We start from the raw sequence: 14730 nt of genomic DNA, 5'->3' as shown, positions 1-14730 counted from the left end.
GAGAAGTTGCGACGCCGCGGTCGCCATGCGGGCTGACGCCGCACCGTTTCACATGAAGAGGGGCAATGCCCGTTTCTAAAGGAGCAGTTGATGAAGCACTTTTTTTTCGCTACTACGGCTAAGGGCGTTGAAGAGGCCCTCGGAGGCGAACTCGTTCGCCTGGGGCTCCCCAATGTCAGTGTCGAAAGCGGCGGCGTCCGTTTCGGCGGCGGCATGGAAGGGGCCTACCGGGCAAACCTTTGGTTGCGCACGGCAAGCCGGGTCCTCATGACGCTGGCGGAATTCCCCTGCCGGACGCCCGAGGAACTCTACCGGGGCGTGCGCTCCCTTCCGTGGGAGCGCTTCCTCACCCCGGCGCAGACCCTCGCCGTCGACTGCAACCTAAGGGACTCGGCGATGACCCACTCCGGGTTCGTCGCGCTGAAGACCAAGGACGCCATCGTCGACGCGCAGCGCGAGAGCTTCGGCAGCCGCCCGAGCGTCGATACCAAGGATCCGGATCTGCGTGTCAACGTCCGGCTTTTCAAAGACCGCTGCACGGTGAGCCTCGACCTCTCCGGCGAACCGCTGGACCGTCGCGGCTACCGGCTGGACCGGCACGAGGCGCCCCTGAAGGAGAACCTCGCCGCCGCGCTAGTCGAACTATCCGGCTGGGACGGCAGCACCCCGTTCGTCGACCCGATGTGCGGGACCGGCACCATCGCCATCGAGGCGGCCATGAAGGCGCTCCGCATCCCGCCGGGGCTTAACCGCCGCTTCGGTTTCGAACGCTGGCAGGGGTTCGACCGGGCGGCCTGGCGCGCCATGGTGGACGAGGCGAAAAGCGGCATCCTCGACAAACTTCCCGCGCCGATCCAGGCGAGCGACCTCTCGCACTCGGCCGTCAACATGGCGATCCAGAACGCGCGGCGCGCCGGGGTGCTCGAGCACCTCACCCTGGGACAGCTCCCCATGGCGGAGTTGGCACCCCCTCCCGGCCCCGGCGTGCTGATCATGAACCCGCCTTACGGCAAGAGGCTCGGCGAGCAGGAGGCGCTGCGTCCCCTGTACCGGGAGATCGGCGACACTTTGAAGAAACGCTGCCAGGGGTACACCGCCTACCTCTTCACCGGGAACCTCGACCTTGCCAAGGGGGTCGGACTCAAGGCGTCGCGGCGGATGGTGCTGTACAACGGGCCGATCGAGTGCCGTCTCCTAAAGTATGAGATGTATGAGGGGAGTGCCTCACTGTCATTAAAATAGAAGCTTGACACGCTAATCCTTTTACTATATGTTTTAATTTCGCTTTTCGGGCCTATAGCTCAGTTGGTTAGAGCTACCGGCTCATAACCGGTCGGTCCCAGGTTCGAGTCCTGGTGGGCCCACCACCTTACAAATTAGGATGATGTGGGGATGCCCTTAAAGCACCTGGTCAGACGAAAAAATACACTTCAAGTGGGGAGAAAGAGTGCACACCAAGCGGTTGCACTCTTTTTCTTTTGAGCGCGATGATTACTCCCAAAGTTTCAGATCTTGTTGGAATTACAGGCAAAATAGCCCCGGCGCACTTCGCGGAATCCTGGGACAACGTGGGCCTGCAACTGGGGGACCCGGTCTCCCAGGTTTCCAGGATCATGGTGGCGCTGGACCCCGGTCGCCCCGCCATCGAAGCAGCCATCGAAGCCCGCTGCCCGCTCCTCATCACGCATCACCCCTTCATCTTCTCCCCTCTGAAAAAGATAACGGCGGCCGACGAAACCGGTCGTCTCACCATGCTGGCCCTCAAGAACGACCTCTCCGTCATCTCCCTGCACACCAACCTCGACATCGCCCAAGGGGGCGTCAACGATCTCCTCGCCGCACGTCTCGGGATCGAGGGGGCGCAGCCGCTCAAGATCACTGGAGTCGAGGAGCACGCGAAGATGGTGCTGTTCGTGCCGAAAGGGTTCGAGGAGAAGCTGCTGCAGGCGCTTGCCCCGTTCATGCCTATGATCGGCAACTACCGCGACTGTTCGTATCAGACCGACGGGACCGGACGTTTCACCCCGCTTGAGGGTGCCAAACCGTACGTGGGTGAGGTCGGCGCGGGACACGCCGAGCCGGAGAGCCGTCTCGAGTTCCTGATCGTGAAGGATAAGATAAGCGCCGCAGTGGCCGCGCTGAAGAAGGCGCACCCCTACGAGGAGCCGGCCTACGACCTCTATCCGGTGCTGAACCAGGGGGCGTCGCGGGGGCTTGGGCGCATCGGGACCCTTCCCGAGCCGGTCGAAGCAGGAGTGTTCGCGGGTTTCGTGCGGGAGCGTCTCGGCGCCGCCGGCGTGCGCCTGGTGGGGGAAGCCGGGCGCCAGGTGAAGAAGGTCGCCGTCTGTGGCGGGTCCGGCGTTTCGCTGCTGCACGAGGCGGCGCGCAAGGGGGCCGACATCCTGGTGACCGGCGACGTCAAGTATCACGAGGCGCGCGAGGCCGAGGCGCTCGGCGTGGCGCTGCTCGACGCGGGGCATTTCGCCACCGAGCGGATCATGGTCGAGGGGCTTGCTGCGCAGTTGAGGGGGGCGCTCGCAGCGCGTCGCCTGGAAGCAGAGGTAATCGAGTACCAAGGAGAGCGGGAGCCTTTCGCGTTTTACTGATGGCGCCGTTCTTTAAGCACATAAAAAGGTAGTTGGGGAGGCGGAATTTGCGTAACAAACTGAAGGCGTTATACGAACTGCAGGAGATCGACCTGAGGATCGACGGGCTGGACGGGGAGAAGGCCCAGCTTTTGAGCGAGGCGCAGGCCCTTGAGGCCAAGCTGGCCGAGGCGCGCGAGAAGATCGCCGCCAAGCGCGAGGAGGTGCAGGCGCTTGAGGAGGAGAAGGGGGCGCTCGACGCCAACCTCGCCTCCGAGAACGAGAACATCACCCGTTCCGAGACGCATCTCAAGGAGATCAAGACGCAGAAGGAGTACCAGGCGGTCTCCAAGGAAATCTCCACCGCTAAGAAGCAGATCACCGAACTCGAGGAGCAGATCCTGCAGAAGATCAACGCCATCGACGAGGCAAACGCTGAGATCGCCAAGCGTGAGACCGATCTTGCCGAGCTGGAGGGGAACGTTGCGACCCAGCAGGCGGAGCTGCAGCAGAAAGTCGAGGCCCTCGAGGGTGGCATCTCCAAAGACGCCGTAGTCCGCGAGGAAACCGTGAAGGTGCTTCCGGCGAGCGTGATGAAGCGTTACAGCAGGCTGCGCGACCAGCGCAGGGGCGTGGCCGTGGTCGAGGCGAAGGAAGGGAACTGCATGGGGTGCAACATGCATCTTCCGCCGCAGCTTTACAACACCCTGTTCCGTGCCGACGACGTCATCACCTGCCCGCACTGCCAGCGCATCCTCATCATGAAGCAGGAAGTGCAGGACTAGAAACCCGTTCCGCGTTCAACGTTCAGCGTTCGACATGGATCTATCCCCGGTTCGTCGGGGGAGGCGCGGCGCCGTCACCCAAGGGATGATCGAAGGGGAGAACCCGGCGAACGTTGAACGCAGAACGTTGAACGGAAGAAAGATTTTGGCCGGAGCAGACCAGATGGCCGCTGTCCACCGTAGCCTTGTGCGAAGGTGGAGGGAGGAAAGTCCGGGCTCCACAGGGCATGGTGCTGGATAACGTCCAGCGGGGGCAACCCCAGGGATAGTGCCACAGAGAGAAGTCCGCCCCCCACAGCCTTGGCGACAAGGTCCGCCGTAGCCTCGGCGAAGGCGGAAGGGGGGTAAGGGTGAAAGGGTGAGGTAAGAGCTCACCGGGTTCGGCGGTGACGTCGGATGCCAGGTAAACCCCACCAGGAGCAAGACCAAATAGGGAAGCGTTAAGGGCGGCCCGTCCGTGCTTCCGGGTTGGTTGCTTGAGGGCGCCGGCAACGGTGCTCCTAGATGAATGACCATCGCCCGCCTCCGGGTAACCGGTTGCGGGAACAGAACCCGGCTTACGGGCTGCTCCGGCCAAAAACCTAAAAACCGTTCTACGTTCTATGTTCTAAGTTCTACGTAAAAACCCACGGCTCCGGGGGGGGGGGGGCTTTCGTTGATGGCATTTTTGCGGTGCGTGGAGCGAGGACTTAAAACGTAGAACGTAGAACATAGAACGTAGAACATCCGTTGAGAAAAAGCAGGGCCTTCCGCATCGTCGGACGGCTTTTTTTATATTCGGGGGAAGAGGTTCAAGGTGAGCTGCTGGAACCATGAATGGCAGGAGAGGGTTGGTGGCGTGACGGCGAGCTTCGAGCGCCTCCCCGATGCGGAGCGCAAGACCCTCGATCAACTTGTGCGCGGCATGGTGGCGCACAAGGAGGCGATGCAGCAGATCGTCGCCCAGGTCGACGCCGCCGGCTCCTGCGCCGGATGCGGCGGGGCCTGCTGCGTCAGCGGCAGATACCACTTCGGCGCGGCGGACCTCCTAGTCTACCTCTCCACGGAGCGCCCCCTCTTCACGCCACGCTTCGAAAACGGCCTCTGCCCCTTCCTGGGGGACGGCGAGTGCTTGATCCCGGCGGGATTCCGCCCCTTTAACTGCATCACCTTCAACTGCGACCTGATCGAGGACCGGCTGTCGCAGGAGGAGGTCTCCCGCTTTTACCGGATGGAGCGGGAACTCAAACAACTCTACGCGGAGATCCGCTCCCTGTTCCCGCCGCGGAGCATGGACGGCCCCCTGCTTTAGCCGAATCAAGGAGAATGCCTATGGCGACAACCATCAACGACATCGTGCTCGCGCACATCGAGAACAAGCCGGCCTTTTACGCGCGCATCGAGGACATCGTCCCGGACGTCAAGCCGGGGTGGTGGCAGGTGAAACTCCTGGTACTCACCGTGCCGCTCCAGGTCTACACCTGGATACTCGACGAAAGCCAGGTGAACGGCGCCCCCTTCACCATGTCCGGGACCCCGATCATGCTGGAAAAAATCGTCTCCCCGGAGCCGCCGGAAAAACCGCTCGACCCGGTTGAAAAGGGGGGCGGCGAGAAAAAAGGAAACGTGGTCTCCCTCTTCGACAGGAAAAAGAACCAGTAATGCCGCACCATTCCGGGCGGGGCCGACACGGCCCCGCCCGATGCGTTTATCCCGCCTCTTCCTCCTTACGCCTTTTAATGAACATGCTCCGCGCCCGGGTTCTTGCCACTTCTTTCCACCACTTCTTACCCCACCGGTTAAACCAGCGGAAAACCTCCCAAAAATTCCCTATTTGTCTCTAATTTTGCCTTGACATAAGTCCTTGCCTCCCGTATAGTTCGTGCACGAAAGTGGTATGTAGTGGTATAAAGTGGCAACAAGTGCCGGGGGCACCATGTTCAGAGGTAAGTTCGACACAACCATCGACGCCAAGGGACGCACCAGCATTCCCGCGAAATTCCGCGATGTTCTGGTGGAGACCTTCGGCGACGAGCGCTTTTTCCTCACCAAGTCGAGCCCGGTTCGACTCGGCGAGGGGCAGGTGTGCTACGGGCTGACCATCTACCCCTACCGCGAATTCCTCGCCCTCGAGGAACGGCTCAAAAACGGAGCCGGCCTCGGGCTCTCCGTCGAGGCGCTCGCCGCGGTGCGCCGCACCATCCTGGTCCCGGCGGTCGAATGCACCGCGGACAAGCTCGGGCGCATCCTGGTTCCCAACGACCTGAGAAAGACCGCGCAGTTGGAGCGCGAGCTTCACTTCGTCGGCATGCAGAACAAGGTCGACATCTACAGCCAGTCCGTCTGGGCCCAGGTATGCGAGAAGGACGAACAGAACTTCCCGGTCGATTCGGCCGCGCTCGCGGAGCTCGGCCTCTAGATGCCGGATTTCCATCACATATCGGTTCTCCCCGACGAGGTGCTCGCGCTCCTCGAACCGAAAAGCGGGGGGATTTACGTGGACGGGACCCTCGGCGGCGCTGGGCACTCCGGCCTCATCCTCACCGCGAGTTCCCCGGAGGGAAGGCTCATCGGCTTCGACCGGGACGCCGAGGCGATCGCGGTGGCCACGGAGCGCCTCTCCCAGTTCGGCGACCGGGTCCGCATTTTCCAGAGGAACTTCTCCTCCATCGCCGCCACCCTGGCGGAGATCGGGGTGGAGGCCATCGACGGCTTCGTGCTCGACCTCGGCGTTTCCAGCCACCAGCTCGACAAGGACGAGCGTGGGTTCAGCTTCCAGACCGACGCGCCGCTTGACATGCGCATGGACCGCAGCTCAGGCGCAAGCGCCGCCGACCTGGTGAACACCCTCCCCGAGGGGGAATTGAACCGCATCATCGCCGAGTACGGCGAGGAGCGCTGGGCGAAGCGGATCGCCTCCTTCATCGTGAAGGCACGCGAGGAGAGCCCGATCGAGACCACGCTGCAGTTGGTCGACATCATCAAGGGGGCCATCCCGAAGGCCAAGTGGGAGGAGCGGCTGCATCCGGCGACGAGGACCTTCCAGGGGCTGCGCATCGCGGTGAACGAAGAGTTGAAGAGTCTTGAGGACGGCTTGGCCGACCTTTTGAGGCTCCTGAAAAAGGGGGGACGCGGCGCGGTGATCTCCTTCCATTCGCTGGAGGACCGCATCGTCAAGGAGGCGTTCCGGGACGCCAGTGCCGGTTGCACCTGCCCGAAGGAACTCCCGATCTGCATCTGCAACCGGACGCCGCAGTACCGGCTGCTGAACAAAAAGGCGATCAAGGCGGGGGACGAGGAACTGAAGGCGAACCCGCGGTCACGCAGCGCACGCCTTAGAGGCATCGAGAAGATTTAAAGAAGAGGGTAGAACTATGGCACAAAGCAAAGTCGCCTACGGCAAGGTCGCCGCACCGGCACGTCCCGGGGTGGCGGTAAGGGAAAACTGGATCAGCTTCCGTTACCTCACGGGGGTCATGGTCCTGCTTACCCTGGTTTCCATCTTCCACGTCTGGTCGAGGGTCGAGGTGATCGACCTGAACCTGAGGATCGGGGAGGCGAACCGCCAGTTCAGGGAACAGCAGCAGGAGAACAAGCGTCTGAGGGTCGAAGTCGCCTCGCTTAAGGCGCCGGCCCGCATCGAGGCGCTCGCCAAGGGTGAGCTCGGTATGGCGCTCCCCAACGACCAGCAGGTGGTCCTGGTCAAGTGATCGAGAAGCGGGAGAAATGGGCAAGGGTCCGCATGCGTTTCGTGGCCCTGCTGTTCGTGGTTGTTTTCATCATCGCTGCAGGGCGCGCTTTTTACCTGCAGGTTTTGAACAACGACCGCCTGGTGAAGCTTGCCGAGAAGCAGCACCAGAGGATCGTGGCGCTCACCCCGAGCCGGGGGGGGATCTACGACCGCAACAACGCCCCCTTTGCCGTCTCCATAGAGATGGACTCCTGCTATGCCGAGACCCGCAACATGGAGAACATACCGGAGGCGGCGGCGCAGTTGGCAAGCGTCCTCGGGTGCGACAAGGCTGAGCTCGAGGCGAAGCTGAAAGGGGCCAAGAACTTCGTCTGGATCGCACGCCGCATGGCCCCGGAGCAGGCGAAGAAGGTGAGGGAGCTCGAGCTCGAAGGGGTCGGCTTCGTGAAGGAGAACCGGCGCTTCTACCCGAACTCCGGGGTGGCGGCCCACGTGATCGGCTTCACCGGCGTCGACCCGACCGGCCTGGAAGGGATCGAGAAGAAGTACGACAGCGTCATCCTCGGCAACACCGGCTACCTCGTCACCGAGCGCGACGCGCTCGGCCGGGACATCGCCCAGAAGAAGGGGAGCGAGGGGAAAAGCGGCTCCAAAGGGAGCAACGTCGTCCTCACCCTGGACAAGAACATCCAGTACATAGCGGAGAAGGAGCTCGTCAAGACGATCGAGAAAAACGGCGCGAAGGCCGGGATCGCGATCGTCATGGAGCCGGACACGGGGCGTATCCTGGCCATGGCCAACTACCCCACCTTCAACCCGAACAACATCGCGGCACTGACCCACGAGTCGGTCCGCAACCGCGCCATCGCGGACAGCTTCGAGCCCGGGTCGACCTTCAAGATCTTCCTGGTGGCGGCGGCCCTCGAGGCGGGGGTGATCAGGCCCGGCGACAGCTTCAACTGCGAGAACGGCTCCTGCAACATGTACGGCAGGACCATCCACGACACGCACAAGTACGGCGCGCTGAACGTGGGGCAGGTCCTCAAATACTCGAGCAACATCGGCGCCGCCAAGATCGGCCAGAGGCTCGGGTCGCAGCGTCTGTTCACCGCGCTCACCGGTTTCGGCTTCGGCGAGAAGAGCAGCGTCGATCTCCCGGGGGAAGTCTCGGGGATGCTCCGGCCGCAGGACAAGTGGTACGGCATCGATCTCGCCACCATCTCCTTCGGCCAGGGGGTGACCGCAACGGCGCTGCAGTTGACCGCTGCGGTGTCCGCGGTAGCCAACGGCGGCAACCTCATGAAGCCGTACCTCGTGGACCGGATCGTGGACGACGAGGGGGTCGTGCTGCAGCAGTTCGGCCCGCAGTTGAAAAGAAGGGTGATCTCGCCGGCTACCGCGAAGATCGTGGCCGGCATGCTCGAAGGGGTCGTAGCCGAAGGGGGGACCGGCACCGGTGCCGCGGTCGAGGGGTACCGCGTAGCAGGCAAGACCGGTACGGCTCAGAAGGTGGAAGGGCGCAGCTACTCGGCAAGCAAGCGCATCGGCTCCTTCGTGGGGTTCGTTCCGGTGGATAAACCCCGCCTGGCCATCATGGTGATGGTGGACGAGCCGACCGCCAACGTGTACGGGGGCGTGGTCGCCGCTCCGGCTTTCAGCGCCATCGCGCAGCAGACCCTCTGCTACCTGAACGTCCCGCCGGACAAGAACGTGAAGAAGAAGCCGGCGACGGTTCCCGAGAAGATGACCCCGCAGGTGGAGCAGGCCGCGGTGGAGGGTGGCGCCATCGAGGGGGGCGATGCCGGGACCATGCCGAACTTCCGCGGCATGAGCATGCGGCAGGTGCTCAGGGTGATGGAGCAGCGCGGACTAAACGTAAAATTGCAGGGAAGCGGCCGGGCGGTGGAGCAGAACCCGCCACCGGGCGCCCGCATCACCACGCAGGATCAGGTCTGGGTGCGCTTCGTGCCGTCGGCCTGACCATGGGGGGAGCATGAAACTGAAAGAATTGCTGGCCTGTGTTCCGGGCGCCAAGGTGACCGGAGACGACGCCATCGAGATAACGTCGCTTTGCTACGACTCGCGACAGGTGGCGCCGGGCGCCGCCTTCTTCGCCCTGCGCGGGGTGAAGAGCGACGGGACGGAGTTCGTGGAAGCCGCTGTAAAAGGGGGGGCGGTCGCAATAATTGCGGACCGCCCCTGCGCCGTTGCCGGGGCCGTGTGCGTCGAGGTCCCCGATGCCCGCCGCGCCATGAGCCTCATGGCCGCGATTTTCTACGGAACGCCCACCGGGAACATCCCGGTCGTAGGCATCACCGGCACGAACGGCAAGACCACCACCACCTACCTCGTGGAAGGGATCATGGCTGAGGCCGGGATCCCGGCTGCGGTAATGGGCACCATCAGCTACCGCTTCGGCGCGACCAGCATCCCCGCACCGAACACCACGCCCGAGTCGGTCGACCTGCAGAAGATCCTGCGCGACCTGGTGGACCAGGGGGCGAAAGGGGCGGTGATGGAGGTCTCCTCCCACTCGCTGGAGCAGCACCGCGCCGACGGCTGCATCTTCGACGTCGCCATCTTCACCAACCTGACCCGCGATCACCTGGACTACCACCTCGACATGGAGTCCTACTACAAAAGCAAGCTGCGCCTCTTCACCGACCTCCTCGCCCCGAGCGCGCACAAGCCGCTTCGGCGCGCCGTGGTGAACCTGGACGACCCGTACGGTCCGAGGATCGCCGCCGAGGCGACCGCGCCGGTGCTCACCTACTCGGTGAACGGCCCGGCCGACCTCTCCGTCGCCGAGGTGGATTTCTCGGTGCACGGCATCCGGTGCCGGCTGAACTCGCCGGTAGGGGAGATCAACATCGAGTCAGACCTCCTGGGGCGTTTCAACCTTTACAACATCCTCGGCGCGGTCGGGGCGGGTCTCGCCCTCGGCATCCCGAAGGAAGCGATCGAGGCGGGGATCCGCGGGCACAAGAAGGTGCCGGGGCGCCTTGAGCGTGTCGCCAACGATCAAGGGATCATCGTGCTCGTCGATTACGCCCACACCGGCGACGCCTTGGAGAACGTCCTCTCCACCATCTCCGAACTCAAAACGGACCGGATCATCACCATCTTCGGATGCGGCGGCGACCGCGACAAGGGGAAGCGCCCGGTGATGGGGGAGATCGCGGCACGCTACAGCGACCTGGCCGTAGTCACCTCGGACAACCCGCGCACCGAGGACCCGGCTGCCATCCTCGTCGACGTGAGGGCCGGGATCACCCCTTTGCACCTGAAGGAGTACAGCCTCGAGGAGTTGGAGGGGGGCTTCCGCGAGAAGGGGTTCGCCACCATCGAGTCCAGGCGCACCGCGGTGCGCACCGCGATCCTCGCGGCAAAGCCCGGCGACATCGTCCTGCTGGCCGGCAAGGGGCACGAGGATTACCAGATCGTCGGGACGGAAAAGTTCCACTTCGACGACCGGGAGGTGGCCGCGGCGGCGCTGCGGCTCAGGAAGTAGCAGTAGCAAAAAAAGATTCCCTTTTCCCTTATTTTGCGGCACATTAGTCGTTTTCCCGCGCCGGGGAAAAACAGGCCGCGGTGCAGGAAGCGTAAGCCCCGAGCACCATTGGAAAAGGGGCGAATCAAGGGCGCATGACGCCCGGCAGTAAAAGGAAACCAGGATCCGGATGTCGATATTCACGCTGTATGAAATAGCCGAGGCAACCGGCGGCAGGCTGATCGGGGAGGGGGGCATGGACGTCTCCGCCGTCTCCACCGACTCGCGCAAGGTCGCTCCCGGCGAACTGTTCGTGCCGCTCGTGGGAGAGCGCTTCGACGGTCATGACTTCATAAATTCCGCCGCCGCCCGCGGCGTCACCGCTTTCCTCGCCTCCGAGGCGTGGCTCGCCGCTAACCCGCTTCCCGCCGGGTGCAGCGCTGTCGCGGTCAAGGACACCCTGCGTGCCCTGGGCGACATGGCCGCTTTCCACCGGCGCCGCTTCGACCTCAAGGTGGTCGCGGTCACCGGCAGCAACGGCAAGACGACCACCAAGGAAATGCTCGCCCGTATCCTCGCCCAGACCGGCCCGGGGCTTAGGACCGAGGGGAACCTGAACAACCTGATCGGGCTTCCGCTCACCCTGTTCCGCCTGACCGGCCGCGAACGCTGGGCCGTGGTCGAGATCGGCATGAGCGAATTCGGTGAGATCGACCGCCTGGCCGAGATCGCCGACCCGCAGGTCGGCATCATCACCAACGCCTTCCCGGCGCACCTGGAGACACTGGGGAGCGTCGAGGGGGTGGCGAAGGCCAAGGGGGAGCTTTTCCTGCGCCTCAAACCCGGGTGCGTCGCGGTGTACAACGTCGACGATCCCCTCGTCTCCGCCTGCCCGACCCATCTGAACGTCACCCGGCTCACCTTCGGTCTCAGGGGGGCGGAAGTCTCCTCGGCCGAGATCAAGAGCCTCGGGAAGCTCGGGGAAAGCTTTACCCTGAGGCTTCCAGACGCTGAGCTGCCGGTGACCTTGAAGGCCTTCGGCCGCCACAACATCTACAACGCGCTTGCCGCGGCCGCCGCGGCGCACGCGCTGGGCGTTCCGGGCGAGGTGATCTGTCGGGGGCTCGAGGAGTTCACCCCCTACGACAAGCGCTTCCAGCTCGAGGATGTGGCGGGCGTCACCCTGATCGACGACAGCTACAACGCGAACCCCGCCTCCATGGCGGCGGCACTCACCACCCTGCATGCCCTGGCTGCGGGGGGAAGGTGCGCCGCGGTGCTGGGCGACATGCTGGAACTTGGGCTCGGCACCGAAGCGGCGCACCGCGAGTTGGGTGCCAAGGCCGCAGCGGCGGTGGAGCGCCTCTATCTGCTCGGCGAGCTTGCCTCCGAAATCAAGAAAGGTGCCCTCGAGGCCGGCCTCCCGGCCGAGCGCATCCTGCATGCGCAAAGCCACGATGAAATCGCCGGGGAGCTTCTCAGCTGGCTCGAGCCCGGCGACTGCGTCCTTTTCAAGGGGAGCCGCGGTATGAAGATGGAAAAGGTGGCGACAGCGGTAAAACAGGCGCTGGCACCCAAGACGCAAGGGGGGCATGACTGATGCTGTACCATCTGCTTTATCCGCTCGCCTCGGACTACAGGCTTTTCAACGTTTTCAAATATCTGACCTTCCGCACCATCTACGCCATGATCACCGCGCTGGTGCTTTCCTTCATCGTGGGACCTTGGGTGGTCAGAAAACTCGAAGGGCTGCAGGCGCGCCAGGTGATCCGCACCGACGGTCCCGAATCGCACCTTAAGAAGCAGGGGACCCCCACCATGGGCGGGGTGTTGATCCTCGTCTGTATCATCGTCCCGACCCTTTTGTGGGCGGACCTCACCAACATCTTCATCTGGCTCACCCTGCTCATCCTGGGTGGCTACGGCGTGCTCGGCTTCGTCGACGACTACAAGAAGGTCGTCGAGAAAAACCCGAAAGGGCTGTCGCCGCGCCAGAAGATGTTCTGGCAGGTGATCCTCGCTGGCGGCGTCGGCATCTTCCTCTACAACCTCCCCGGGTTCTCCACCGAAGTCTACTTTCCGTTCTTCAAGAGGCTGCACCCGGAACTGGGCATCCTGTACATCCCGTTCGTTGCCCTGGTCATCGTCGGCGCGAGCAACGCGGTGAACCTGACCGACGGCCTCGACGGCTTAGCCATCGGTCCCGTCGCCATCAACGCGGCCACCTACCTCCTCTTCTGCTACATCGCCGGTAACGCGAAGCTTTCCGGCTACCTGCAGATCCCGTACGTGCCGGGGGCGGGGGAACTTGCGGTGCTTTGCGGCGCCATGGTCGGCGCGGGGCTTGGTTTTCTCTGGTACAACGCCTACCCGGCCGAGGTCTTCATGGGAGACGTCGGCTCGCTGTCCCTTGGCGGTGCACTCGGCACCCTGGCCGTCCTGACCAAGCAGGAGATCCTCCTCGTTATCGTCGGGGGCGTTTTCGTGGTCGAGGCGCTGTCGGTGATCTTCCAGGTGGGCTCCTACAAGTACCGCGGCAAGAGGATCTTCCGGATGGCCCCGATACACCACCACTTCGAACTGAAGGGGGTCGCCGAGCCGAAGATCATCGTCAGGTTCTGGATCATAACCATCATCCTCGCGCTGGTCGCCATCTCGACCCTGAAGATGCGCTAGCCGCGGCGGAGTTCTCCAAAGGGCTCCGGACGAACGAACAAAATATCCACGAAGGAATGCACTGGACCTCGCGTTCCCCCCTTTGCGAAGGGGGGACAGGGGGGATTTGGTTTCCTGAGATAAAGAAGGTCATATGGATTTAAAGGACAAGAAAATACTGGTGGTAGGTCTCGCGAAGACCGGTGTTGCCGTGACCCGCTTCCTGGCCGAGGCCGGTGCGCAGGTGACCATCACCGACATGCGCGACGAAGAGGCGTTGAAAGACGTCCTCGCGGAACTCTCCGACCTTGATCTTTGCCTGGAGCTCGGGCGCCACATCCCCTACAGCTTCCTCATGGCCGACCTGGTCGTTGTCTCCCCCGGCGTACCGATGGACATAAAGCCGCTCCAGATGGCGCGTGCCCAGAGGCGTCGCGTGGTCTCCGAGGTGGAACTCGCCTCCTGGTTCATCAAGGCCCCGATGGTCGCCATCACCGGGACCAACGGGAAGACCACGACCACCACGCTGACCGGCGAGATCTTCAAGGGGTGCGGCTTCGACACCTTCGTCGGCGGGAATATCGGCAACCCCCTCATCGAGCTCGCCATGAGCGGCGCCGAGGTGGAGCGTGTGGTCGTCGAACTCTCCTCCTTCCAACTCGAGGGGATCGAGAGCTTCCGCCCGCACGTCGCCGTCCTTTTGAACCTGACCGAAGACCACCTGGATCGCTACCACAGCTTCCAGGAGTACATCGACGCAAAGCTGCGCATCTTCGAGAACCAGGGCGCCGACGACTATGCCGTCCTGAACATCGACGACCCGCTGGTCGCCGCATGCTCCGGGAAACTGAAGGCGAAAATCTTCCCGATGAGCCGCTTCCATGAGCTCGAGGAAGGGATCAGCTACCGCGACGGTTTCATCACCTTCGCCCACAACGGCAAGGTGCTCCGCTTCGGCACGGAAGGGTTCCGGCTGAAGGGGGTGCACAACCTCGACAACATCATGGCGGCTATGGCCTCCACGCTCCTCATGCGCTGCGACGGCGATTGCGCCTACCAGACCGTCAAGAACTTCAAGGGGCTGCCGCACCGCATGGAGTTCGTCGAGGAAGTGAACGGCGTCGCCTATTACGAGGACAGCAAGGGGACCAACGTCGGCAGCGTGGTGAAGTCCCTTGAGAGCTTCGACTCCGGCATCACCCTGATCGCCGGCGGCAAAGACAAGGGGGGCTCCTACGAGCCGCTCGCGAAGCTCGTTTCCGAGCGCGTGAGCCACCTGTTGCTGATCGGCGAGGCGAAGGAGCGCATGAAGGAAGCGCTCGGCCACCTGACCGACACCCGCTTTGCGGACACCCTCGAAGAGGCGGTGGACATGGCGCGCAGGCTGACCGAGCCCGGCGGCGTGGTGCTCTTCTCGCCCGCCTGTTCCAGTTTCGATATGTTCAAGGACTACTTGGAGCGCGCCGAGCGCTTCAAGGCGGCGGTACGCGCGGCTAAAAAGGAGGAGACCGGAGCGTGAAACGGCTGGAGGGGTACGACATCATC

Annotated in this window: 13 protein-coding genes, 1 tRNA gene and 1 other RNA gene; all 15 read left to right on the top strand. The window is 63.4% G+C overall.

Annotation, left to right across the window (positions count from 1 at the left end; translation table 11 throughout):
- The first annotated feature begins 90 nt into the window (after positions 1 to 90).
- The 15 genes from D6Z24_RS14760 to murD all read left to right on the top strand — a co-directional run bounded on the left by D6Z24_RS14760 (position 91) and on the right by murD (position 14704).
- Positions 91 to 1242: a THUMP domain-containing class I SAM-dependent RNA methyltransferase gene (locus tag D6Z24_RS14760; RefSeq protein WP_129127358.1), complete on the top strand. Its 1152-nt coding sequence runs from the start codon at positions 91 to 93 to the stop codon at positions 1240 to 1242.
- Positions 1243 to 1290: 48 nt separating this feature from the next.
- Positions 1291 to 1367 (top strand) — tRNA-Ile (locus D6Z24_RS14755).
- 120 nt (positions 1368 to 1487) lie between these two features.
- Entirely contained in the window at positions 1488 to 2606 is a 1119-nt protein-coding gene (locus D6Z24_RS14750; RefSeq protein WP_129127357.1) for a Nif3-like dinuclear metal center hexameric protein, read from the top strand.
- Positions 2607 to 2653: 47 nt separating this feature from the next.
- Positions 2654 to 3370, top strand: a complete 717-nt coding sequence (locus D6Z24_RS14745; RefSeq protein WP_129127356.1) for a zinc ribbon domain-containing protein — start codon at positions 2654 to 2656, stop codon at positions 3368 to 3370.
- Between the two features lie 151 nt (positions 3371 to 3521).
- An RNA gene (gene rnpB, locus D6Z24_RS14740) (RNase P RNA component class A) lies at positions 3522 to 3945 on the top strand.
- Positions 3946 to 4166: 221 nt separating this feature from the next.
- Positions 4167 to 4661, top strand: coding sequence for a hypothetical protein (locus tag D6Z24_RS14735; protein ID WP_129127355.1), 495 nt, complete (start codon positions 4167 to 4169; stop codon positions 4659 to 4661).
- A 20-nt stretch (positions 4662 to 4681) separates the two neighbouring features.
- On the top strand, positions 4682 to 5011 hold the full coding sequence (locus D6Z24_RS14730) for a hypothetical protein (protein ID WP_129127354.1): 330 nt from the start codon (positions 4682 to 4684) through the stop codon (positions 5009 to 5011).
- Between the two features lie 274 nt (positions 5012 to 5285).
- On the top strand, positions 5286 to 5768 hold the full coding sequence (mraZ, locus tag D6Z24_RS14725; protein WP_129127353.1) for a division/cell wall cluster transcriptional repressor MraZ: 483 nt from the start codon (positions 5286 to 5288) through the stop codon (positions 5766 to 5768).
- Positions 5769 to 6707, top strand: coding sequence for a 16S rRNA (cytosine(1402)-N(4))-methyltransferase RsmH (gene rsmH, locus D6Z24_RS14720; RefSeq protein WP_129127352.1), 939 nt, complete (start codon positions 5769 to 5771; stop codon positions 6705 to 6707). It begins immediately after the preceding gene.
- 16 nt (positions 6708 to 6723) lie between these two features.
- The gene (ftsL, locus tag D6Z24_RS14715) at positions 6724 to 7059 is read left to right on the top strand and encodes a cell division protein FtsL (RefSeq protein WP_129127351.1); all 336 of its coding nucleotides are present in this window, start codon (positions 6724 to 6726) and stop codon (positions 7057 to 7059) included.
- Positions 7056 to 9020, top strand: coding sequence for a penicillin-binding protein (locus tag D6Z24_RS14710; RefSeq protein ID WP_129127350.1), 1965 nt, complete (start codon positions 7056 to 7058; stop codon positions 9018 to 9020). The genes ftsL and D6Z24_RS14710 overlap by 4 nt, the downstream gene beginning before the upstream one ends.
- 13 nt (positions 9021 to 9033) lie before the next feature.
- Positions 9034 to 10551, top strand: coding sequence for a UDP-N-acetylmuramoyl-L-alanyl-D-glutamate--2,6-diaminopimelate ligase (locus tag D6Z24_RS14705; protein ID WP_129127349.1), 1518 nt, complete (start codon positions 9034 to 9036; stop codon positions 10549 to 10551).
- Positions 10552 to 10720: 169 nt separating this feature from the next.
- Complete coding sequence (locus tag D6Z24_RS14700; protein WP_129127348.1) at positions 10721 to 12130, top strand: UDP-N-acetylmuramoyl-tripeptide--D-alanyl-D-alanine ligase; 1410 nt, start codon at positions 10721 to 10723, stop codon at positions 12128 to 12130.
- The gene (gene mraY, locus D6Z24_RS14695) at positions 12130 to 13206 is read left to right on the top strand and encodes a phospho-N-acetylmuramoyl-pentapeptide-transferase (RefSeq protein ID WP_129127347.1); all 1077 of its coding nucleotides are present in this window, start codon (positions 12130 to 12132) and stop codon (positions 13204 to 13206) included. Before D6Z24_RS14700 ends, mraY begins: the two co-directional genes overlap by 1 nt.
- 133 nt (positions 13207 to 13339) lie before the next feature.
- Positions 13340 to 14704 (top strand): UDP-N-acetylmuramoyl-L-alanine--D-glutamate ligase, encoded by a 1365-nt coding sequence (gene murD, locus D6Z24_RS14690; RefSeq protein ID WP_129127346.1) that lies wholly within the window; start codon positions 13340 to 13342, stop codon positions 14702 to 14704.
- Positions 14705 to 14730: the final 26 nt, after the last annotated feature.

The organism is Geomonas oryzae, from assembly GCF_004117875.1.
Taxonomy (GTDB): domain Bacteria; phylum Desulfobacterota; class Desulfuromonadia; order Geobacterales; family Geobacteraceae; genus Geomonas; species Geomonas oryzae.
This window is presented reverse-complemented; position numbering and strand designations above follow the sequence as displayed.

Coding starts and splice junctions, on each gene's coding strand:
- D6Z24_RS14700 (WP_129127348.1), top strand. CDS start 10,721: ATGTCGATATTCACGCTGTATGAAATAGCCGAGGCAACCGGCGGCAGG.
- D6Z24_RS14750 (WP_129127357.1), top strand. CDS start 1,488: ATGATTACTCCCAAAGTTTCAGATCTTGTTGGAATTACAGGCAAAATA.
- rsmH (WP_129127352.1), top strand. CDS start 5,769: ATGCCGGATTTCCATCACATATCGGTTCTCCCCGACGAGGTGCTCGCG.
- mraZ (WP_129127353.1), top strand. CDS start 5,286: ATGTTCAGAGGTAAGTTCGACACAACCATCGACGCCAAGGGACGCACC.
- ftsL (WP_129127351.1), top strand. CDS start 6,724: ATGGCACAAAGCAAAGTCGCCTACGGCAAGGTCGCCGCACCGGCACGT.
- murD (WP_129127346.1), top strand. CDS start 13,340: ATGGATTTAAAGGACAAGAAAATACTGGTGGTAGGTCTCGCGAAGACC.
- D6Z24_RS14705 (WP_129127349.1), top strand. CDS start 9,034: ATGAAACTGAAAGAATTGCTGGCCTGTGTTCCGGGCGCCAAGGTGACC.
- mraY (WP_129127347.1), top strand. CDS start 12,130: ATGCTGTACCATCTGCTTTATCCGCTCGCCTCGGACTACAGGCTTTTC.
- D6Z24_RS14760 (WP_129127358.1), top strand. CDS start 91: ATGAAGCACTTTTTTTTCGCTACTACGGCTAAGGGCGTTGAAGAGGCC.
- D6Z24_RS14730 (WP_129127354.1), top strand. CDS start 4,682: ATGGCGACAACCATCAACGACATCGTGCTCGCGCACATCGAGAACAAG.